The organism is Vogesella indigofera, assembly GCF_003633895.1.
GTDB classification, from domain to species: Bacteria; Pseudomonadota; Gammaproteobacteria; order Burkholderiales; family Chromobacteriaceae; genus Vogesella; species Vogesella indigofera.
The window spans coordinates 198,422-219,030 of record NZ_RBID01000017.1 but is presented as its reverse complement, the minus strand read 5'-3'; the positions used below and the strand labels follow the sequence as shown (position 1 = coordinate 219,030).

General features: G+C 63.1%; 16 protein-coding genes and 4 tRNA genes. 7 read left to right on the top strand and 13 right to left on the bottom strand.

Annotation, left to right across the window (positions count from 1 at the left end):
* Positions 1-32 precede the first annotated feature (32 nt).
* The gene (nusA, locus tag C8E02_RS14280) at positions 33-1,511 is read right to left on the bottom strand and encodes a transcription termination factor NusA (protein ID WP_047967059.1); all 1,479 of its coding nucleotides are present in this window, start codon (positions 1,509-1,511) and stop codon (positions 33-35) included.
* 54 nt (positions 1,512-1,565) lie between these two features.
* Entirely contained in the window at positions 1,566-1,994 is a 429-nt protein-coding gene (gene rimP / locus C8E02_RS14275; protein ID WP_047967078.1) for a ribosome maturation factor RimP, read from the bottom strand.
* A gap of 276 nt (positions 1,995-2,270) precedes the next feature.
* Here rimP and C8E02_RS14270 point away from each other — a divergent pair, with 276 nt between their 5' ends.
* The 4 genes from C8E02_RS14270 (at position 2,271) to dapE (ending at position 6,678) form a co-directional block, all read left to right on the top strand.
* Positions 2,271-3,929, top strand: coding sequence for a long-chain-fatty-acid--CoA ligase (locus C8E02_RS14270; RefSeq protein ID WP_120811760.1), 1,659 nt, complete (start codon positions 2,271-2,273; stop codon positions 3,927-3,929).
* Between the two features lie 127 nt (positions 3,930-4,056).
* Positions 4,057-5,178 (top strand): PilT/PilU family type 4a pilus ATPase, encoded by a 1,122-nt coding sequence (locus C8E02_RS14265; protein WP_120811757.1) that lies wholly within the window; start codon positions 4,057-4,059, stop codon positions 5,176-5,178.
* A gap of 25 nt (positions 5,179-5,203) precedes the next feature.
* Positions 5,204-5,554, top strand: coding sequence for an ArsC family reductase (locus tag C8E02_RS14260; protein WP_047967062.1), 351 nt, complete (start codon positions 5,204-5,206; stop codon positions 5,552-5,554).
* Positions 5,551-6,678 carry a succinyl-diaminopimelate desuccinylase gene (dapE, locus tag C8E02_RS14255; protein ID WP_120811755.1) on the top strand — a complete coding sequence of 376 codons (1,128 nt, stop codon included), beginning with the start codon at positions 5,551-5,553 and terminating at the stop codon, positions 6,676-6,678. Before C8E02_RS14260 ends, dapE begins: the two co-directional genes overlap by 4 nt.
* Before the next feature lie 215 nt (positions 6,679-6,893).
* On the opposite strand, the gene recR is transcribed toward dapE, so the two are convergent.
* From recR to hrcA, 5 genes are all read right to left on the bottom strand, one after another.
* Entirely contained in the window at positions 6,894-7,493 is a 600-nt protein-coding gene (recR, locus tag C8E02_RS14250; protein ID WP_047967064.1) for a recombination mediator RecR, read from the bottom strand.
* Positions 7,494-7,569: 76 nt separating this feature from the next.
* Positions 7,570-7,908, bottom strand: coding sequence for a YbaB/EbfC family nucleoid-associated protein (locus tag C8E02_RS14245; protein WP_120811752.1), 339 nt, complete (start codon positions 7,906-7,908; stop codon positions 7,570-7,572).
* A 4-nt stretch (positions 7,909-7,912) separates the two neighbouring features.
* Complete coding sequence (dnaX, locus tag C8E02_RS14240) at positions 7,913-9,862, bottom strand: DNA polymerase III subunit gamma/tau (protein WP_120811749.1); 1,950 nt, start codon at positions 9,860-9,862, stop codon at positions 7,913-7,915.
* 30 nt (positions 9,863-9,892) lie between these two features.
* Positions 9,893-10,909, bottom strand: a complete 1,017-nt coding sequence (gene mltB / locus C8E02_RS14235; protein WP_120811746.1) for a lytic murein transglycosylase B — start codon at positions 10,907-10,909, stop codon at positions 9,893-9,895.
* Positions 10,910-10,956: 47 nt separating this feature from the next.
* Positions 10,957-11,973 carry a heat-inducible transcriptional repressor HrcA gene (hrcA, locus tag C8E02_RS14230; RefSeq protein WP_120811743.1) on the bottom strand — a complete coding sequence of 339 codons (1,017 nt, stop codon included), beginning with the start codon at positions 11,971-11,973 and terminating at the stop codon, positions 10,957-10,959.
* A 241-nt stretch (positions 11,974-12,214) separates the two neighbouring features.
* Here hrcA and recA point away from each other — a divergent pair, with 241 nt between their 5' ends.
* The 3 genes from recA to alaS all read left to right on the top strand — a co-directional run bounded on the left by recA (position 12,215) and on the right by alaS (position 16,473).
* On the top strand, positions 12,215-13,279 hold the full coding sequence (gene recA / locus C8E02_RS14225) for a recombinase RecA (protein ID WP_047967069.1): 1,065 nt from the start codon (positions 12,215-12,217) through the stop codon (positions 13,277-13,279).
* Positions 13,279-13,725: a recombination regulator RecX gene (gene recX / locus C8E02_RS14220; RefSeq protein ID WP_120811740.1), complete on the top strand. Its 447-nt coding sequence runs from the start codon at positions 13,279-13,281 to the stop codon at positions 13,723-13,725. Before recA ends, recX begins: the two co-directional genes overlap by 1 nt.
* 117 nt (positions 13,726-13,842) lie before the next feature.
* Positions 13,843-16,473 (top strand): alanine--tRNA ligase, encoded by a 2,631-nt coding sequence (alaS, locus tag C8E02_RS14215; protein WP_120811737.1) that lies wholly within the window; start codon positions 13,843-13,845, stop codon positions 16,471-16,473.
* 124 nt (positions 16,474-16,597) lie between these two features.
* Here the strand turns inward: alaS and crcB are convergent, their stop codons facing one another.
* The 6 genes from crcB to C8E02_RS14185 all read right to left on the bottom strand — a co-directional run bounded on the left by crcB (position 16,598) and on the right by C8E02_RS14185 (position 20,533).
* On the bottom strand, positions 16,598-16,975 hold the full coding sequence (gene crcB, locus C8E02_RS14210) for a fluoride efflux transporter CrcB (protein ID WP_120811736.1): 378 nt from the start codon (positions 16,973-16,975) through the stop codon (positions 16,598-16,600).
* Positions 16,976-17,045: 70 nt separating this feature from the next.
* Positions 17,046-17,121, bottom strand: a tRNA-Asn gene (locus C8E02_RS14205).
* A gap of 69 nt (positions 17,122-17,190) precedes the next feature.
* Positions 17,191-17,266: transfer RNA gene (locus tag C8E02_RS14200), tRNA-Asn, on the bottom strand.
* Between the two features lie 68 nt (positions 17,267-17,334).
* Positions 17,335-17,410, bottom strand: a tRNA-Asn gene (locus C8E02_RS14195).
* A 66-nt stretch (positions 17,411-17,476) separates the two neighbouring features.
* Positions 17,477-17,552 (bottom strand) — tRNA-Asn (locus C8E02_RS14190).
* Positions 17,553-17,641: 89 nt separating this feature from the next.
* Positions 17,642-20,533, bottom strand: coding sequence for an Rne/Rng family ribonuclease (locus tag C8E02_RS14185; protein WP_120811732.1), 2,892 nt, complete (start codon positions 20,531-20,533; stop codon positions 17,642-17,644).
* Positions 20,534-20,609 lie beyond the last annotated feature (76 nt).

The window sequence follows — 20,609 nt, the reverse complement described above, 5'->3', positions numbered from 1 at the left end:
ATTCCTAATTCCTCTAGCAATCGTTCCGGGCCTTACTGGTCAAACCAGTGCTCACGAGCCTTCATAATCAAGGCGCGGGCAGCCTCGGACTCCATGCCGGTCATGTCGACCAGATCGTCAACGGCGAGATCGGCCAGGTCGTCACGGTTAGTCACGCCGTTTTCGGCCAGCTTGCGCAAGAGCTCGGCATCCATACCTTCCAGATCCTTGAGCTCGTCGGCCACTTCTTCCACTTTTTCTTCCGAGGCAATGGCCAGGGTCAGGATGGCATCGCGGGCCCGGCTGCGCAGTTCATTCACCAACGCATCGTCGAAACCTTCGATTTCCAGCATTTCCGCCACTGGCACATACGCCACTTCTTCCAGCGTAGCAAAACCTTCCTGCACCAGCAGGTTGGCCATGTCTTCATCGACACCAAGATGCTGAATGAAGTGTTCGCGCAGCTTGGCATCTTCTTCCAGATGCTTTTCTTCCGCCTCGGTCACGGTCAGGATGTTCAGACCCCAGCCGGTCAGTTCGGCAGCCAGCTTCACGTTCTGGCCGCTACGACCGATAGCCAGTGCCAGCTGCTCTTCCTCCACCACCACGTCCATATTGTGGTTGTCTTCGTCAATCATGATGCGATTGACTTCGGCAGGCGACAAGGCGTTGATGACGAACTGGGCAGGATCCGGCGACCACAGCACGATGTCGATGCGCTCACCCGCCAGTTCCTGGGTCACCGCCTGCACGCGCGAACCGCGCATGCCGATGCAGGTACCCTGCGGATCAAGACGTGCGTCGTTGGATTTCACCGCCATCTTGGCACGCAGACCAGGATCACGTGCGGCTTCCTTGATCTCCAGCGTGCCTTCTTCGATTTCCGGCACTTCCAGCTCGAACAGCTGAACCAGGAATTCGCGCGCAGTACGCGACAGGATCAGCTGCGGGCCACGGCCCTGGCGGTCAACACGCATCAGGTAGGCCTTGACGCGGTCACCGACACGCAGGTTTTCCTTGGGGATCATCTGGTCACGCGGCAGCACCGCTTCCAGACGACCGCACTCGACGATGGCATTGCCGCGCTCGATACGCTTGATGGTACCGACCACGATGCTCTCGCGGCGCTGCAGGAATTCGTTCAGCAGCTGCTCGCGCTCGGCATCACGGATTTTCTGCAGGATGACCTGCTTGGCGGCCTGGGCACCGATACGGCCGAACTCGACCGCTTCCATCGGCTCTTCGATCACGCCATGCAGCTCGATGGCAGGATCACGCTCGCGCGCTTCTTCCAGGCTTAGTTCGCGATCTTCGAATTCCAGCGCTTCGGCATCGACCACGGTCCAGCGACGGAAAGTATGGTACTGACCGGTATGGCGATCGATCTCGACACGAATATCCAGCTCATCTTCATTGAACTTCTTCTTGGTCGCCGAGGCCAAGGCCAGTTCCAGCGCACCGAATACCACTTCACGGCTGACGTTCTTTTCACTTGCCAGTGCATCCACCAGCAACAAGATTTCACGACTCATCCAACCCTCCGAATTTTTTCTTTACCTTATATATGCGGCCAACATCCTGCCCGATCAGAACTCAGGCTCCAGCCTGGCTTTGTCGATATTGGACAGGGGAATGGCCACAATGCGACCATCTTCGAGCTGAAGCTGCAAGACGCTGTCCTGGATGCCCGCGATACGGCCCATGAAACGCTTCTGCTGCTCGACCGGCAAACGGGTTCTTACCTTGGCCAGGCTCCCCTGGAAGCGCACATAATCCGCCTCCTTTTTCAAGGGGCGATCAAGACCCGGCGAGGACACTTCCAGTCGGTCATAGTCGATGTTTTCAACCATGAACAGACGTGTCAGGTGATTACTGGTGCTGACACAATCCTCGACCGTAATGCCGCCCGGCTTGTCGATGAATACGCGGAAACCACCACCGGGGGTCAATTCAAAATCAACCAGTTCATACCCCAGACCGGGCAGCGTATTCTCAAGCAGCAAACGTACATCCATGGGCATTCGATTCCAGAAATGAAAAATGGGCGAACCGCCCATCCCTTAAAATGGCGCGATTATACCTGATTTCACGACAGATGAAAACCAATGCACCAAGTACACGCCGGAGCCCGCGCTTTGCACTTGCAGTGACATCCTGTACATTTGCAATGATTCCGAACGAGCGTTTGGAATGCAGCTTTGAATAATGCTAAAAAAGATAGATACAACACACCGCACCGAGGGGCTCGGCTGCGGCATCGCATAAACAGCACGATGGAGAAGCCACACGTTATGGAAAAAATCTGGCTAAAAAACTACCAAGCCGGTGTTGCCCACGAGATCGACATCAACGAATTCCAGTCGGTCGTCGAGGTTTTTGAGCGCAGCGTCAACAAATTCCGCGACCGCCCGGCCATGGCGTGCATGGACAAAATCTTGAGCTACGGCGAGCTGGACACCCTGTCGGCCAATTTTGCCTCCTATCTGCAAAATACCCTGCAGCTGACCAAGGGCGCCCGCGTCGCCATCATGATGCCCAACCTGCTGCAGTATCCGGTAGCGGTATTCGGCATCCTGCGCGCCGGCTGCACCGTGGTCAATGTCAACCCGCTGTACACCCCGCGCGAGCTGGAACACCAGCTCAAGGATGCCGGCGTCGACACCATCGTTATCCTGGAGAACTTTGCCGGCGTACTGGAGGACGTGATTGCGCGCACGCCGGTCAAAAACGTGGTGATTGCCGCCATCGGCGACATGCTCGGCTTCCCCAAGTCGCTGATCGTCAATTTCGTGGTGCGCAAGATCAAGAAAATGGTGCCGCCGTGGCACTTGCCGGGCCACACCCGTTTCAACGACACGCTGGCACTGGGCAGCAAGCAGCCGCTGCGCAAGGTCGCCCTCGGCCATGACGATATCGCCTTCCTGCAGTACACCGGCGGCACCACCGGCGTCGCCAAGGGTGCGATGCTGCTGCACAAGAACATCGTCGCCAACATGCTGCAGGCCGGCGAATGGGTCAAACCGGTGGTACGCGAAGGCCAGGAAATCATCATCACCGCCCTGCCGCTGTACCACATCTTCTCGCTGACCGCGAACCTGATGGTGTTCACCGAGCTGGGCGCCCTCAACGTGCTAATCACCAACCCGCGCGACATCCCCGGTTTCATCAAGGAGCTGAAGAAGTACAAGGTCACTGCGATGACCGGGGTCAACACCCTGTTCAACGCGCTGCTCAACCATCCGGACTTCAAGACCGTCGACTTCTCCACCTGGCGCCTGGCGCTGGGCGGCGGCATGGCGGTGCAGAAGGCGGTGGCAGAAAAGTGGAAACAGGTCACCGGCACGCCGCTGATCGAAGCCTACGGCCTGACCGAAACCAGCCCCGCCGCCTGCATCAACCCGCTGGACCTGAAGGAATACAACGGCACCATCGGCGTGCCGGTGCCGTCCACCGAGATTGAGCTGCGTGACAACGACGGCAAGCCGGTGGCGCGCGGCGAGGCCGGCGAGCTGTGCATTCGTGGTCCGCAGGTGATGAAGGGCTACTGGAACCGCCCGGACGAGACCGCCAAGGTCATCGACAGCCAGGGCTTCCTCGCCACCGGCGATGTCGCCGTGATCACCGACGACGGCTTCGTGAAGCTGGTCGACCGCAAGAAGGACATGATCCTGGTGTCCGGCTTCAACGTGTACCCGAACGAGATCGAGGACGTGGTGGCCATGCACCCGGGGGTACTGGAAGTGGCCTGCGTCGGCGTCCCCGACGACAAGTCCGGCGAGGTGGTCAAGGTCTTCGTGGTACGCAAGGACATGGGCCTGAGCGAAAAAGACATCATCGAGCACTGCAAGACCAACCTGACCGGCTACAAGGTGCCCAAGGCGGTCGAGTTCCGCAACGAGCTGCCGAAAACCAACGTCGGCAAGATCCTGCGCCGCGCGCTGCGCGCCTGACGCCCTCGCACCCGTCACCGACAAACCCGCCGCCAGGCGGGTTTTTTCATGGCCGGACTCTCTACAGCCGGCTACCATTCGGGCTAGACTAGCGCCACCCGAGGCGACCACAAGGCAACCCGCAACCATGCTCATGCTCCCGTTCCTGAAACTGATGGCCGACAAGAAGGCCAGCGACCTGTTTTTCAGCTGCGGCGCCCCGCCGCAGATCAAGATCGACGGCCACACCCTGCCGGTCAACGACAAGCCGCTGAGCGCGGAAAACGTGCAGCGCCTCGCCCACAGCCTGATGAGTCCGAAGCAGATCGACGAATTCGACCGCGAGCTGGAGATGAACTTCGGCACCGCGGTGAACGAGCTGGGCAACTACCGCGTCAACATCTTCCGTCAGCGCGGCAGCATCGGCATCGTCATCCGTTACATCGCGCCGAAGATTCCGTCGCTGGGCCAGCTCAACCTGCCGGAAACGCTGAAGGAGCTGACCTCGCTCAAGCGCGGCCTGATCTTTGTCGTCGGCGCCACCGGCTCCGGCAAGAGCTCGACGGTGGCGGCGATGATCGAACAACGCAACCAGACGCAGACCGGCCACATCCTGACGGTGGAAGACCCGATCGAATTCATCTTCGAACACAAGCGCTCGCTGGTGAACCAGCGCGAAATCGGCGTCGACACCCACAGCTACCAGAACGCGCTGAAAAGCGCGATGCGCGAGGCGCCGGACGTGCTGATGATCGGCGAGATCCGCGACGCCGAAACACTGACCCACGCCATCAACTACGCGCAATCCGGCCACCTGTGCATCTCCACCCTGCACGGCAACAACAGCTACCACGCGCTGAACCGCATCATCAGCTTCTTCCCGCTGGAAAACCGCAGCGCGCTGCTCATGGACCTGTCGGCCGCGCTGAAGGCGGTGATCTCGCAACGGCTGATCCCCGCCAGCGACGGCAAGCGCCGCCCGGCACTGGAAGTGCTGATCAACACCTCGCACATTGCCGACCTGATCCGCAATGGCGAGATCGACAAGATCAAGGAAGCGATCGAGGCCAGCATGACCGAGGGCGCGCAGACTTTCGAACAGTCCCTGTTCCGCCTGTACAGGGACGGCCTGATCTCGCTGGAAGAGGCGCTACACAACGCCGACTCGCCGACCAACCTGTACTGGCTGATCAACCACGACAACAGCAAGCCGGAAGACAGCAAGCCGGAAGACGGCGAAAGCTTTGCCGGCTTTACCCTATCCCACTGAACCACAGCCGACGATTACACCCACCATGATTACCCTTTACGGCATTCCCAACTGCGACACCGTCAAAAAAGCCCGCCAATGGCTCAGCGCGCAGGGCATTGACTACGCCTTTCACGACTTCAAGAAACAGGGCATCGCCGCCGACAAGCTGGCGCAATGGATAGACAGCCTCGGCCTCGAGCAGGTGATCAACCGCAAGGGCACCACCTGGCGTGCACTCAGCGACGCCGAAAAGGCGCTGGCGACCATCCCGGCCAGCGCCATCGACCTGCTGATCTGCAAGCCGTCGCTGATCAAGCGCCCGGTGCTGGAGCACAACGGCAAGCTGCACCTCGGCTTCAAGGAAGCCGACTACCAGGAGGCATTCGGCAAATGAGCGCAACCCTGGAACTGACCCGGACCCTGATCGCTCTGGACTCGATCACCCCACGCGACGAAGGCTGCCAGGAACTGATGATCGCGCGCCTGGAAGACCTCGGCTTCACCATCGAGCGCATGCCGTTCGGTGACGTCAGCAACTTCTGGGCCCATCGCGGCCACGGCGCCCCGCTGCTGTGCTTTGCCGGCCACACCGACGTGGTGCCCACCGGCCCGGTCGACCAGTGGGACAGCCACCCGTTCCAGCCGGTGATCCGCAACGGCCACCTGTTCGGACGCGGCGCCGCCGACATGAAGGCGTCGCTGGCCGCCTTCATCACCGCCAGCGAACGCTTTGTCGCGGCCAACCCGCAGCACAAGGGCACCCTCGCCTTCCTGATTACCTCCGACGAGGAAGGCATTGCCACCGACGGCACCGTGCGCGTGGTCGATGCACTGGAAGCACGCGGCGACGTGATCGATTACTGCATCGTCGGCGAGCCGACCTCGTCGCAGCAATTCGGCGACACCATCAAGAACGGTCGCCGCGGCTCGCTGTCCGGCCACCTGATCGTGCACGGCATCCAGGGCCATATCGCCTACCCGCACCTGGCCAAGAACCCGGTGCACCTGGCGGCGCCGGCGCTGGCGGCACTGGCCGCCGAGGTGTGGGATCACGGCAACGAGTACTTCCCGCCGACCAGCTGGCAGATTTCCAACATCCACGCCGGCACCGGTGCCACCAACATCATCCCCGGCAGCTGCGACATCAAGTTCAACTTCCGCTTCTCCACCGAGCACACCGCGGAGACACTGAAGGACCGCGTGCACCAGATCCTGGACCAGCACGGCCTGGCCTACGAGTTGCACTGGCTGCTGTCCGGCAACCCGTTCCTGACCGCGCCGGGCGCGCTGACCGACGCCATCAGCAGCGCGATCCACGAGGTTGCCGGGGTGGAGCCGGAGCTGAACACCACCGGCGGCACCTCCGACGGCCGCTTCATCAAGCGCATCGCACGCGAGCTGGTGGAATTCGGCCCCATCAACGCCAGCATCCACAAGCTGAACGAGTGCGTCAGCGTCGACAACATCGAGCCGCTGTCGCAGGTGTACGAGAAGACCCTGCACAAGCTGCTGGGTTGACGACATCACCCCCTCGTAGCCCGGACAAGCCGCAGGCGCAACCGGGGCCTCGCAAGCCAACAAAAAGCCGCACCACAAGGTGCGGCTTTTTCACTCACTCAAACCTTCCCCTGATGCGCTACGCTTATCCGGGCTACACAGCTGCTCGGCCAGGTCCAAGGTTGGCCGCAAAAAAGCCGCCCGGATCGGGCGGTTTTTTCATGGCCGGCCAGCACTCAGCTCAGCGTGCGCCGCTCGTACATCGCCTGCGCCAGCGTGCCCGGATCGACATACTCCAGCTCGCCGCCGACCGGCATGCCGCGCGCGATGCGCGTCACCTTCAGCCCCTGCGCCTTCAGCATTTCCGCGATCAGGTGCGCGGTGACCTCGCCTTCGGCGGTGAAGTTGGTGGCCACGATCACCTCGGCCACCACGCCGTCACAGGCGCGCGCGATCAGCCGCTCCAGGTCGATGTCCTTGGGGCCGACCCCATCCATCGGCGACAGCCGCCCCATCAGCACGAAGTAGAGACCATCGTAGCAGCGGGTCTGCTCCAGCATCAGCAGGTCGGCCGGCATCTCCACCACGCACAGCACCTCCTGACGGCGCTTGTCGTCGGCGCAGACATTGCACAACGGCGTCTCGCTGAAGGTGTGGCAGCGCTCGCAGTGGCGCAGATTGAGCAGCGCCCGATCCAGCGCCCGCGCCAGCTTGTCGGCGCCGGCCTTGTCGCGTTGCAGCAGATGAAAGGCCATGCGCTGTGCCGACTTGGGGCCGACGCCGGGCAGCACTTTCAGCGCGGCGATCAGTTGATCGAGGGACGGTGGATTTTTCATGACAGGACCTATTGATCACAAAAAAGGTTGGCCGCAAGCACGCGCGGCTTGCGGCCAACCTTTGTCGGGGCATGACTCAGAACGGCAGCTTCATCCCGGCCGGCAGGTTCATGCCGGCGGTGAAACCGGACATGCGCTCCTGCGACAGCGCGTCGGCCTTGCGGCTGGCGTCGTTGAATGCAGCGGCGATCAGGTCTTCCAGCATTTCCTTGTCTTCCTTGGCATCGTCCAGCAGGCTGTCGTCGATGCTGACGCGCTTGACGTCGTGGCTGCAGGTCATCACCACCTTGACCAGACCGGCGCCGGACTGGCCCTCGATCTCGACCTTGGCCAGTTCTTCCTGCGCCTTTTTCATGTTTTCCTGCATTTGCTGGGCCTGTTTCATCAGACCCGCGATTCCGGCTTTACCAAACATCGTCTTACTCCTGAACGGGTTGTATCGTCTCGGCCAGCAAGGTCGCGCCCATTTCCTGCACGAGTTGCTGTACCACCTTATCGTTTTGCATGATCAGTCTGGCCTCGGCCAGCTGCTCGCGCTTGAAGCGGGCATCCCGCATCGCCGGGGTTTCCACATCCAGCGTCTCGATCGACACGCTGATCTGCACCGCACGGCCCAGATGCTCGCCCAGCACCGTGCGCAGCTTGTCCTGAAAATCGCGGCCCGCCATATTGCGGAACGCCTCCGGCACCGCGAGGTGGAACACCTCGCCGTCCCACAGTTTCAGCGCGGCATTCTGCGCCAGCATGCGCGCGGCGCCCATTTTGGCGCCCAGCTGGCCGATCAGCGCCGACCAGTCGCCATCGAAGGCGATGACCGCCGGCTCCGCCGGCGTGGCATCGGCCTCCGCCTGCAGCAGCGCGTACTCGGCCAGTTCGCCGTCGGCGTCGCCGGCTGCCGGCAGCTCGACCATCTCGTCGTCGACCGTATCGGCCGCGTCAACTTCTTCGGACACGGCCAGCATCGGCGCGGTCGCTGCCGCAGACGGTGCCACCGGTGCCTCGTGCCACGGCGCCAGATCGGCCGGCGGTAATGGCGCAGTGTCAGCCGCTGGTGGTGCGACGGCAAGCGCCGCCGCGGGGGCGGGCTCGGGTTCCGTTTCTGCCGCCGGCAGCGGCTCGGCGGCGGCAGGCGGCGTCACCGCCGACTTGCCACCAATATTGGCCAGCAGCGCGCGCGCCGGCGATGGCGCCGCCGCTGCCGGCGCCAGGTTGGCCGCAGGCTGTGGCGCGCCCGGCGCCGGGCGGTTCTGTGCGGCGGCACGCGGCGCCACCTCGGCACCGCCCTGTGCCGGATGGAAGGCCAGCATGCGCAGCATGGTCATGCTGAAACCGGCGTGTTCGTCCGGCGCCAGCGCCAGATCACGACGGCCATGCAGCGCGATCTGGTAGTAAAGCTGTACGTCCTCGGCACCCAGACGCAGCGCCAGCGCGAACAGCGCGTCGCGCTCCGGCTCGTCGGCGGCAATGGCGTCCGGCACCGTCTGCGCCAGCGCCAGCTGGTGCAGCAGCATCGCCAGCTCCGCCAGCGCGCTGTCGAAACCGATACCGCGAGCCACCAGTGCTTCCACTTCCTGCATCAGGCGCGCGCCATCGGCATCGGCCAGCGCCTCCAGCAGGGCAAACAGGTAGCGCTGATCGACCGCGCCCAGCATCGCGCGCACGCCGTCTTCGCGCACGTCGCCGACACCGTAGGCGATGGCCTGGTCCAGCAGCGACAGCGCATCGCGCATCGAACCGGCGGCGGCACGACCGAGCAGCGCCAGCGCCGGTGCCTCGAAGCTCACGCCTTCGGTATCCAGCACGTGCGCCAGATGGCCAGCCACCTGCTGCGGCGTCATGTTGCGCAGGCTGAACTGCAGGCAGCGCGACAACACCGTGACCGGCACTTTTTGCGGGTCGGTGGTGGCGAGGATGAACTTGACGTGTGCCGGCGGCTCTTCCAGCGTCTTCAGCATCGCGTTGAAGGCACTCTTGGACAGCATGTGCACTTCGTCGATGATGTAGACCTTGAAACGGCCCATGGTCGGCGTGTACTGCGCGTTTTCCAGCACTTCGCGGATGTTGTCGATGCCGGTATTGGACGCGGCGTCGATCTCCAGCAGGTCGACAAAGCGGCCGGCGTCAATCTGGGTGCAGGCCTGGCACACGCCGCACGGCTCGGCGGTGGTGCCGGTTTCGCAGTTCAGGCTCTTGGCCAGGATGCGGGCAATGGTGGTCTTGCCCACGCCGCGGGTACCGGTCAGCAGGTAGGCGTGGTGCAGGCGCGATTCTTTCAGCGCATTGCTGAGCGCGCGCACCACGTGCTCCTGGCCGACCAGATCGGCGAAGCGTTTGGGGCGCCATTTGCGGGCGAGAACTTGATAGGTCATGGCGGGCGATTCTAGCAGTTTGCGCCCGATTCAGGGAGCAGGCGTCGCGGCAAAACGCGCCGCCAGGTAGCGGTTGCGGATTTCCTGCGCCAGCTCGTGCGCCACCATCGCGTACAGCGTGCTCTTGTTGTAGCGGGTGATGGTGTAGAAATTATTGAGTCCCAGCCAGTAGCGCGTCTCGCCCGGCGCCACTTCCAGCGCAAACAGCACCGCCTTGGCATCGTCACGCACCGGCGCCAGCGGTGACACGCCCATCGCGCGCAGCTCGGCCACGCTGTAGTGCAGGTTGAATTTGTCGGCCAGCAGCTTGTCCAGCGCCTCGCCCGGCGCCACCTCGGCCGGCACCACCACGTCGTCGCCGCCCAGCCAGCCGTGCAGCTGGAAGTAGTTGCCGACGCTGCCGATGGCGTCAACGCGGTTGCTCCAGATGTCGCGATGGCCGTCACCGTCGAAATCCACCGCCCACTTGCGGAAGCTGGACGGCATGAACTGCGGCAGGCCCATCGCCCCGGCGTAGCTGCCCTTCAGTGACAAGGCATTGACGTTCTCGCTGCGCGCCAGCAGCAGCAGCTCGGTCAGCTCGTCGCGGAAGAACGCGGCGCGGCGCGGGTAGTCGAAGGCCAGCGTGGACAACGCATCGGCCAGGCGGAAGCTGCCGGTGTTGCCGCCGTAGCGGGTCTCGATGCCGATGATGGCGACGATCATTTCCGGTGCGACATGGTATTGCTGCTCGGCACGGCGCAGCGCGTCCTCGTTGGCCTGCCAGAACGCCACGCCCTCGCCCATCAGCCGCTCGCTGTAGAAATTGGGACGGAACTGGTACCACGGCCGCGCGGTGGACGGCCGGTCCATGATGTTGATGATGTTCGGCTTGAGTTCGACATTGGCGAACACCGCCTCCAGCTCCGGCCGCGTCAGCGCACCGGCGGCGACCTGTTCGTCGATGTAGCGCTGCACGTCCGGCCGCGCCAGAAAGGCGGCATCGGCACGGGCCAGCGCGGCGCACAGCGCCAGCAGGGACAACAGCATCTTGGGCAGAAAAGACATGGCGGATCCGTCAAAAGGTTGGCCGCAAGGCGGCCGGTGATTGAATTCTAGTCGTTGAAATTGAGTGCGCTGGAGACCAGCCGCGCGGTGATGTCGACGATGGGGATCACCCGCTCGTAGGCCATGCGCGTCGGGCCGACCACACCGAGGGTGCCGACCACCTGGCCGCCCATCCGGTACGGCGCGATCACCACGCTGCAGTCGTCCAGTGTCACCACACCAGACTCGTCGCCGATGAACAGGTTCACGCCCGGCGCCTGCCGGCTCTGCTCCAGCAGCTGCAGCAGCTCGGTCTTGCGCTGGAAGGTGTCGAACAGCTCGCGCAGGCGCTGCAGGTCGCCGCCGAAGTCGTTGGCGCACAGCAGCTTGCCCTCGCCGGACACCATCACCTCGTCGCTGCTCAGGCTCTCGCGGCCGAAACGGATCGCCTCCGTCATCAGCCCGGAGATGTCGCCCTGCAGGCAGGTCAGCTCCTGCTCCATGCGCTCGACCACCCCGGCCAGCGCCTGGCCGGCGTAGTGCTGGTTGAGGAAATTGGCGGCCTCGATCAGCTCGCTGCCGCTGTAATCGCGCGGGGTATTGAACAGGTGGTTGCGCACATCGCCTTCCAGCGTCACCAGAATCAGCAGCACCCGCCGCTCGGACAGGCGCAAAAACTCGATCTGGCGGAAGGCGCCATCCGGACGCTGCGGCGTCATCACCACGCCGGCAAACTGGGTCAGCTCCGACAGCATCTGCGACGCCGCCTGCAGCACGCGCTGCGGGCTGTCCGGCTGCAGGTTGTGGCGCAGCTCCTGCACCATCGGCGCCGCCAGCGGCTGGATGGTGATCAGGCGATCGACGAACAGGCGATAGCCGCGCTGCGTCGGCACCCGTCCGGCCGAGGTGTGCGGCGACGCAATCAGGCCCATCGCCTCCAGGTCCGCCAGCATGTTGCGGATGGAAGCCGGCGACAGCTCCAGACCGGAGACTGCGGCCAACGTTTTCGAGGCGACTGGCTGGCCGTCGGCGATATAGCGCTCGACCAGCACCTTGAGCAGGCGTTGCGTACGTTCATTCAACATGCGGCCATTCTGGCACAGCTTGGCTTGCCGCCAAAAGCATTACTTGCGCCGCCGGCTATGCCAGAAGCAAGCTTGGCCGCCGGGGGTTTTGTGCGATAATCCGGCGCTTGATATCCCGCGCGCCCCTGCCCTTGTGGCGCGCACGCATCGTTGCCTGTCGCTTTTATTTGGCACGCCAGATGAAAACGTACATAATCAAACCCAATCCCTTACACCACACCGTTGAATGAATGGAGCAAGCATGGCGGAGCGTTCCGAAGACAAGAGCAAGGCCCTGAGCGCAGCACTGGCCCAGATCGAAAAGCAGTTCGGCAAAGGCTCGATCATGCGCATGAGCGACAACCAGGTGCATGAAAACCTGCAGGTAATCAGCACTGGTTCGCTCGGCCTTGACCTCGCCTTGGGCGTTGGCGGCTTGCCGCGTGGTCGCGTGGTGGAAATCTACGGTCCGGAATCGTCCGGCAAGACCACGCTGTGTCTGCAAGTGGTCGCCGAGGCGCAGAAACTGGGCGGCACCTGCGCCTACATCGACGCGGAAAACGCGCTCGACCCGTCCTACGCGCAAAAGCTGGGCGTCAAGGTCGACGAGATGCTGATCTCGCAGCCGGATACAGGCGAACAGGCACTGGAAATCTGCGACATGCTGGTGCGCTCCGGCGGCGTCGACATCATCGTGGTCGACTCGGTGGCGGCACTGGTGCCGAAGGCGGAAATCGAAGGCGAAATGGGCGACAGCCACGTCGGCCTGCAGGCGCGCCTGATGTCGCAGGCACTGCGCAAGCTGACCGGCAACATCAAGCGCACCAACACGCTGGTGATCTTCATCAACCAGATCCGCATGAAGATCGGGGTGATGTTCGGCAGCCCGGAAACCACCACCGGCGGTAACGCACTGAAGTTCTACGCTTCGGTGCGCATGGACATCCGCCGCATCGGCGGCATCAAGAAGGGCGAAGAGGTCATCGGCAACGAGACCCGCGTCAAGGTCGTGAAGAACAAGGTGTCGCCACCATTCAAGCAGGCGGTGTTCGACATCTTCTACGGCGAAGGCATCTCGCGCGAAGGCGAAATCATCGACATGGGCGTCGAGCACGACTTCATCAGCAAGTCCGGCGCCTGGTATGCCTACAACGGCCAGAAAATCGGCCAGGGCAAGGACAACACCCGCCAGTGGCTGAAGGACAATCCGGAGATCGCCAAGGAAATCGAGCGCAAGATCCGCGAAACCGTCGGCGTCCAGGTAGTCGCCAACAAGGATGACGCGGCAGACGAAGAAGAGCTGCTCGACGACACCTTTGATGCCTGATGGCCGGTACTGAAAAAAGCCTGAAGGCGCGAGCCGTCGATCTTCTGTCCCGCCGCGAGTACTCGCGGCTGGAACTGAAGCGGCGGCTCGCGCCGTTTGCCGACAGCGAAGCAGAAGTCGACGCGCTGCTGGAACAGCTGGCCGCCGACCACTGGCAATCGGACAGCCGCTTTGCCGAGCAGTTTGCGAACAGCCGCGGCCACAAGTACGGCAGCCGCCGCCTGGCGCAGGAAATGCGCGAACGCGGCATCGACCGCGACACCATCCAGACCGCGCTGGCGCAGCAGGACGATCTGGCCACCGCACGCGCCATCTGGCAGCGCAAGTTCGGCCGGCCGCCGGCCGACCAGCAGGAGCGGCTGAAGCAGATGCGCTTTCTCGCCAGCCGCGGCTTCGGCATGGACATCATCCAGCGCGTGCTGCGCGGCGAGCCCGACGACGAATAGGCTGCGCCGCACTTGCCAGCACCGGCCACGCTTGCCACAATCGGGCATCACTTTTTGCACCGCGCCACCGCAAGGTTGGCCGCAACCCGAATTCACTGAAGATACTGACCAATCACCATGAAAACAGCTGAAATCCGCCAGAAGTTCCTCGACTTCTTTGCCTCGAAAAACCATCAGGTGGTTGCCTCCAGCAGCCTGATTCCCGGCAACGACCCGACCCTGATGTTCACCGTGGCCGGCATGGTGCAGTTCAAGGACCTATTCCTCGGCTTCGAAAAACGCGACTACACCCGCGCCACCACCAGCCAGAAGTGCCTGCGCGCTGGCGGCAAACACAACGACCTGGAAAACGTCGGCTACACCGCGCGTCACCACACCTTCTTCGAAATGCTGGGCAACTTCAGCTTCGGCGACTACTTCAAGCAGGACGCCATCACCTACGCCTGGGAGTTCCTCACCGGCGAGCAATGGCTGGCGCTGCCCAAAGACAAGCTGATGGTGACCGTCTACGCCAGCGACGACGAAGCCTACGACATCTGGCACAAAACCGTCGGCCTGCCGGCGGACAAGATCATCCGCATCGGCGACAACAAGGGTGCACCGTACGCGTCCGACAACTTCTGGACCATGGGCGACACCGGCCCGTGCGGCCCTTGTACCGAGATTTTCTATGACCACGGCGAAGAAGTCGCCGGCGGCCCACCGGGCAGCCCGGACGAAGACGGCGACCGCTTCATGGAAATCTGGAACAACGTGTTCATGCAGTTCAACCGTGACGAGAGCGGCACCCTGCACCCGCTGCCAAAGCCGTCGGTGGATACCGGTATGGGCCTGGAGCGCCTGTCCACCGTGCTGCAGCACGTGAAATCCAACTACGAAACCGACGCCCTCGCCTGCCTGGTGCGCGCCGCCGCGCGCGAAACCGGCGTCGAGTACAGCCAGAGCGTGCCGTCGCTGAAGGTGATCGCCGACCACATCCGCGCCTGCTCGTTCATGATCGCCGACGGCATCCTGCCGTCCAGCGATGGCCGCGGCTACGTACTGCGCCGCATCGCACGCCGCGCCATCCGCCACGGCTACAAGCTGGGCCAGAAAGGCCTGTTCTTCCACAAGATCGTCGCCGACCTGGTGGCCGAGATGGGCGATGCCTACCCCGAGCTGCGCCAGAAGCAGGCGGTGATCGAGGACGCGCTGCGCCAGGAAGAAATCAAGTTCGCCGAGACACTGGAAACCGGCATGGCGCTGGTTGATGCCGCGCTTGCCGGCGGCAAGACCGCGATGGACGGCGACACCGTGTTCAAGCTGTACGACACCTTCGGCTTCCCGGTCGACCTCACCGCCGACATCTGCCGCGAGCGCCATATCGAGGTCGACATGGCCGGTTTCGAGCGCGCGATGGAAGAACAGCGCACCCGTGCCCGCGCCGCGTCCGCATTCAAGGTCGCCGGCAGCGTCAGCTACGATGGCGCCGATACCAGCTTCCACGGTTACAGCAACCACAGCGTCGATGCCAAGGTGATCGCGCTGTACAAGGGTACCGAGCCGGTGCAAACGTTGGCCGCAGGCGATGAAGGCATCGTGGTACTGGACAACACCGCGTTCTACGCCGAAGGCGGTGGCCAGGTCGGCGACATCGGCGAGATCTCCGCCGCCGGTGGCGTGGGCGCCCTGTTCGACGTCACCGACACCCAGAAGATCAAGTCGGCGGTCTTCGGCCACACCGGCCGCCTCGCCAAAGGCAGCCTCAACATCGGCGATACCGTGCAGGCCACCATCGACCTGCACAAGCGCCTGGCCACCGCCCGCAACCACTCGGCCACGCACCTGCTGCACGCCGCGCTGCGCAAGGTACTGGGCAGCCACGTCGCGCAGAAAGGCTCGCTGGTCAACGCCGAGCGCACCCGTTTCGACTTCGCCCACGGCCAGCCACTGAGCGCCGAAGAGATCGCCGAGATCGAACGCGTGGTCAACCACGTGGTGGCGGCCAACCACGAAGTCAAGGCCAGCCTGATGGGCTACGACGACGCCATCCGTGCCGGCGCCATGGCGCTGTTCGGCGAGAAGTACGGTGACGAAGTGCGCGTGCTGCAGATGGGCGACTTCTCCACCGAACTGTGCGGCGGCACCCACGTCAACCGTACCGGTGATATCGGCTTCTTCAAGATCGTGGCCGAAGGCGGCGTCGCTGCCGGCGTGCGCCGTATCGAAGCGGTGACCGGCGAAGGCGCGGTCGCCTACGTCCAGGCCCAGGACAGCCTGCTGAAGAGCGCTGCGGCCAACCTCAAGGCGCAAACCAGCGACGAGGTGCTCAGCAAGATCGGCACGCTGCAAAGCGAACTGAAGGCACTGGAGAAGGAGCTGGCCGCGGCCAAGGGCAAGCTGGCGGCCTCCGCCGGTGACAGCCTGGCGGAACAGGCCATCGAGGTGAACGGCGTCAAGCTGCTGGCCGCCGAGCTGGACGGCGCCGACAGCGCCGCGCTGCGCGACCTGCTCGACAAGCTGAAGGACAAGCTCGGCTCTGCCGTGATTGCCTTGGGCAGCAAGTCCGACGGCAAGGTGGCGCTGATTGCCGGCGTCACCAAGGACCTCACCAGCCGCTTCAAGGCCGGCGAGCTGGTCAACCATCTGGCACAGCAGGTCGGCGGCAAGGGCGGCGGTCGTCCGGACATGGCCCAGGCCGGCGGCACCCAGCCGGAAAACCTGAGCGCGGCCATCGCCAGCGCCAAGGACTGGCTGGCCGCCAAGTAAGTCACACCAGCGGCAAACAAAAAGCCCACCTTCCGAGGTGGGCTTTTTTTATGCGCTCTCGCCGCCAGCATGGTGCGGGTCAGAGCCGATCGCCCTGACAACAGGGTTGCGATGGCAGAATGCCCTAACCCAGCCAGCGCACAGTGGCGAAGCCGGCAATGGTCAGCAGCAGCGAGCCGAACAGGTGCAGCGACACCGCCAGCAGTGCGGTGCCATAGCGCTGCAACTGCAGCAAGGACACCACCTCCAGCGAGAAGGTGGAAAACGTGGTCAGTGCGCCGAGAAAACCGGTGAAGATAAACAGCCGCCATTCCGGCAGCCAGTGCGGATTGGCCACGAACAGGCCGGCGATCAGCCCCACCAGATACGCGCCCAGCCAGTTGGCGACCACAGTACCCGGCGGAATGGCCGGAAACAGACGGTTGAGTTGCGCCGCAAAGCTCCAGCGCAGCAAGGCGCCCAGCACCGCCCCACTGGCAATCGCCACTACCGACTTGATCATGCCGTTTTCTCCATTGCCACTGCCACATGCTCAACAAAAAACCCGCCGGAAGGCGGGTTTTTGATTTGGCTGGCTCCCCGACCTGGACTCGAACCAGGGACCTGCGGATTAACAGTCCGTCGCTCTACCGACTGAGCTATCAGGGAACATTCAAACTTGTTACTGCTGACATCAAGCCCGACATCACATCGACCGGCTTGCTGTGCTAGATATTTTGGCTCCCCGACCTGGACTCGAACCAGGGACCTGCGGATTAACAGTCCGTCGCTCTACCGACTGAGCTATCAGGGAACATCAAACTTGTTACTGCTGACATCAAGCCTGACATTACATCGACTGGCTTGCTGCGCTGGATATTTTGGCTCCCCGACCTGGACTCGAACCAGGGACCTGCGGATTAACAGTCCGTCGCTCTACCGACTGAGCTATCAGGGAACATCAAACTTGTTACTGCTGACATCAAACCAACATCACATCGCTGGCTTGCTGCACTGGATATTTTGGCTCCCCGACCTGGACTCGAACCAGGGACCTGCGGATTAACAGTCCGTCGCTCTACCGACTGAGCTATCAGGGAATTGCCTAAAGAGGTGCGCAGTTTAGACAGCGATCGCCGATTCGTCAAGCCCGAAAAATGAATTTTCCGGGCTTGACGTCTGCATCAACTTAGGCGTCCGGGCTAGCCGGGGCCTGAGTTTGAACCTGTACCAGTTCGACAGGCGCCTCGCCATCTTCAGCCTGGCGCACCACTTCGCGACGACGCTTGCCCTTCAGCACCGGCTCTGGTTGCACCACTTCCGGCAGCTCGCTGGCAGCACGCGTGGTCACCATCACCAGACCGGCTGTCGCCGCGGCATCAAGCACCGCCACTGGTGCCGGCTCGGCCACTACTTCCGCCACCGGCGCCAGCACTTCCTCGACCGCAGCGGCTTCGGAAACGGCTTCGGTAACGAGCTCGGCAGGCACTTCCGCCACTGGCTCGGACACCACTTCAACCACTGCCGCAACGTTGGCCGCAGGCTCTGGCTGGATTTCGACCACAGGCGTCACCAGCACAGTCTCATCAAGCGCAGGCTCTACCACCTCGACAGTAACTAGTTCCGGCGCAGCCGGCTCGACAGCGACCACTGCAACGGCCTCGGCAACTTCGGTTTCCACCACCTCAACCACAGCAACCGGCTGTGCCACTTCCTCGGCAGCCACTGGCGCCACCTCGGCCACCACAACTGCATCGGCTACCACCTCGGTTGCCTGCTGTTCGGCAGTCACTTCGGCACCAGCGTCACCGGCCACGGCCGTGTCATCACGACGGTCACGACGACTGCGACGACGACGGCGCTCACGTGGCTCGCGCGCTTCGCGCTCGCCCTGCTCCGGCGCAACCACGGCCTCCGTTACCACTGCATCCGCCACTGGCTGTTCGGTTTCCAGCTCCGGCGCCTGCACCACTTGCTGTTCCTTGGCAACACGCTGCTGCTCGCGCTCACGGCGACGGTCGTTACGCTGGTTGTCGCGCTGCTCTTTCACGGCACCATCAGTCGCGGCATCGCTGCGCGCCACCATTGCATTCGCGTTATCGCGCGGCTCACGTGGTTCGCGTTCGCGGCGTGGCGCACGCTCGGCACGGGCCGGCGCCTGACCTTCTTCGCGCACTTCATTGCGACGATTGTCGTTGCGTGGCTGGCGCTCCTGGCGTTCGGCACGGCCTTCACCCGGAACACGCTCCTCCCGCTCGCGGCGGCCGTTGCTGCGGCGCTCGCCATTACGCTGGCGCGGATTGCGCGCTTCACGCTGCGGACGCTTTTCTTCGACCACCGGCTTGGTTTCGCTCACCTGCGGTTCCGGCGACAGCACCGACTTGAACCAGCCGACCACACGGGCCAGCAGACCCGGCTCGGCAACCACCACCGGTGCGGCAGCGACCGGTGTAACCGGTTCGGCAGCCTGCGGTGCCGGCTGGGCCGGGGTCACACCCTTGACCGCGGCTTCCTGACGCTCCAGCTTCGGCTTTTCCTGGCCGAACGGGTGCGAGGTGTCTTCTTCCGGCATTTCGACGCGCTGATAGCTCGGCGCATCGCCGACTTCCGCCAGATCGTCGTGACGTACGCGCACGATCTTGTAGTGCGGGGTTTCCAGATGCAGGTTAGGAATCAGCACTACCGCCACATCCAGACGCGCTTCGATGGAGTAGATCTCGGCACGCTTCTCGTTGAGCAGGAAAGTGGCCACATCGACCGGCACCTGCGCGTGCACCGCGCCGGTGTTTTCCTTCATCGCTTCTTCCTGGATGATGCGCAGGATGTGCAGGGCGGAGGATTCGATGCCGCGGATGAAACCGATACCGTGGCAACGCGGGCAGGCTTCGTGACTGGTTTCACCCAGGCTAGGCTGCAGGCGCTGACGCGACAGTTCCAGCAGGCCGAAACGCGACAGCTTGCCCATCTGCACGCGGGCGCGGTCATGCTTCAGCACGTCGCGCAGGCGGTTTTCCACGTCACGCTGGTTTTTCTGGCTTTCCATGTCGATGAAGTCGATCACGATCAGGCCACCCAGGTCGCGCAGGCGCAGCTGGCGGGCGATTTCTTCCGCCGCTTCCAGGTTGGTACGGAACGCGGTGTCCTCGATGTCGGAACCCTTGGTGGCACGCGCCGAGTTGACGTCGACCGACACCAGCGCTTCGGTGTGATCGATGACGATGGCACCGCCGGACGGCAGGGTGACGGCACGCGAGAACGCGGTTTCGATCTGGTGTTCGATCTGGAAGCGCGAGAACAGCGGCACCGGGTCCTTGTACAGTTTCACGCGGCCAACGTTGTTGGGCATCACGTGACTCATGAACTGGCGCGCCTGTTCGTAGATTTCTTCTGTGTCGATCAGGATTTCGCCAATGTCGGGCTGGTAGTAGTCGCGGATGGCGCGAATCACCAGGCTGCCTTCCTGCAGAATCAGGAACGGCGCAGACTGGGCACCGGCGGCACTGTCAACGGCACGCCACAGTTGCAGCAGGTAGTTCAGGTCCCACTGCAGCTCTTCGAGCGAACGGCCGATACCGGCGGTGCGCGCGATCAGACTCATGCCACCCGGCACTTCCAGCTGCGACAGCAGGTCTTTCAGCTCCTGACGCTCTTCACCCTCGATGCGGCGCGACACGCCACCACCACGCGGGTTGTTCGGCATCAGCACCACATAGCGGCCAGCCAGGCTGACGTAGGTGGTCAGCGCGGCGCCCTTGTTGCCACGCTCGTCCTTTTCGACTTGCACGACAACCTGCATGCCTTCGCGCAGCACGTCCTGGATACGCGGACGGCCGCCTTCGTGCTGCTGGAAATAGCTGCGGGAAACTTCCTTGAACGGCAGGAAACCGTGACGGTCGGTGCCGTAGTCGACAAAACACGCCTCCAGCGATGGCTCGATCCGGGTGATGGTGCCCTTGTAGATGTTGCCCTTGCGCTGTTCTTTACCGACGGTTTCGATATCGAGGTCGATGAGCTTTTGCCCGTCGACGATGGCGACACGCAGTTCTTCTGCCTGTGTCGCATTAAAAAGCATGCGTTTCATTAATATGTCCCTACGCGTGCACTCACGCTAGGGGTACAGCAAGTATTTGACGGCTCAATGAGTGTAATGAGCGCAT

Coding starts and splice junctions, on each gene's coding strand:
- recX (WP_120811740.1), top strand. CDS start 13,279: ATGGCCGGTACTGAAAAAAGCCTGAAGGCGCGAGCCGTCGATCTTCTG.
- dnaX (WP_120811749.1), bottom strand. CDS start 9,862: ATGACCTATCAAGTTCTCGCCCGCAAATGGCGCCCCAAACGCTTCGCC.
- mltB (WP_120811746.1), bottom strand. CDS start 10,909: ATGTCTTTTCTGCCCAAGATGCTGTTGTCCCTGCTGGCGCTGTGCGCC.
- recA (WP_047967069.1), top strand. CDS start 12,215: ATGGCGGAGCGTTCCGAAGACAAGAGCAAGGCCCTGAGCGCAGCACTG.
- dapE (WP_120811755.1), top strand. CDS start 5,551: ATGAGCGCAACCCTGGAACTGACCCGGACCCTGATCGCTCTGGACTCG.
- recR (WP_047967064.1), bottom strand. CDS start 7,493: ATGAAAAATCCACCGTCCCTCGATCAACTGATCGCCGCGCTGAAAGTG.
- alaS (WP_120811737.1), top strand. CDS start 13,843: ATGAAAACAGCTGAAATCCGCCAGAAGTTCCTCGACTTCTTTGCCTCG.
- hrcA (WP_120811743.1), bottom strand. CDS start 11,973: ATGTTGAATGAACGTACGCAACGCCTGCTCAAGGTGCTGGTCGAGCGC.
- crcB (WP_120811736.1), bottom strand. CDS start 16,975: ATGATCAAGTCGGTAGTGGCGATTGCCAGTGGGGCGGTGCTGGGCGCC.
- C8E02_RS14185 (WP_120811732.1), bottom strand. CDS start 20,533: ATGAAACGCATGCTTTTTAATGCGACACAGGCAGAAGAACTGCGTGTC.
- rimP (WP_047967078.1), bottom strand. CDS start 1,994: ATGGATGTACGTTTGCTGCTTGAGAATACGCTGCCCGGTCTGGGGTAT.
- C8E02_RS14270 (WP_120811760.1), top strand. CDS start 2,271: ATGGAAAAAATCTGGCTAAAAAACTACCAAGCCGGTGTTGCCCACGAG.
- C8E02_RS14265 (WP_120811757.1), top strand. CDS start 4,057: ATGCTCATGCTCCCGTTCCTGAAACTGATGGCCGACAAGAAGGCCAGC.
- C8E02_RS14260 (WP_047967062.1), top strand. CDS start 5,204: ATGATTACCCTTTACGGCATTCCCAACTGCGACACCGTCAAAAAAGCC.
- C8E02_RS14245 (WP_120811752.1), bottom strand. CDS start 7,908: ATGTTTGGTAAAGCCGGAATCGCGGGTCTGATGAAACAGGCCCAGCAA.
- nusA (WP_047967059.1), bottom strand. CDS start 1,511: ATGAGTCGTGAAATCTTGTTGCTGGTGGATGCACTGGCAAGTGAAAAG.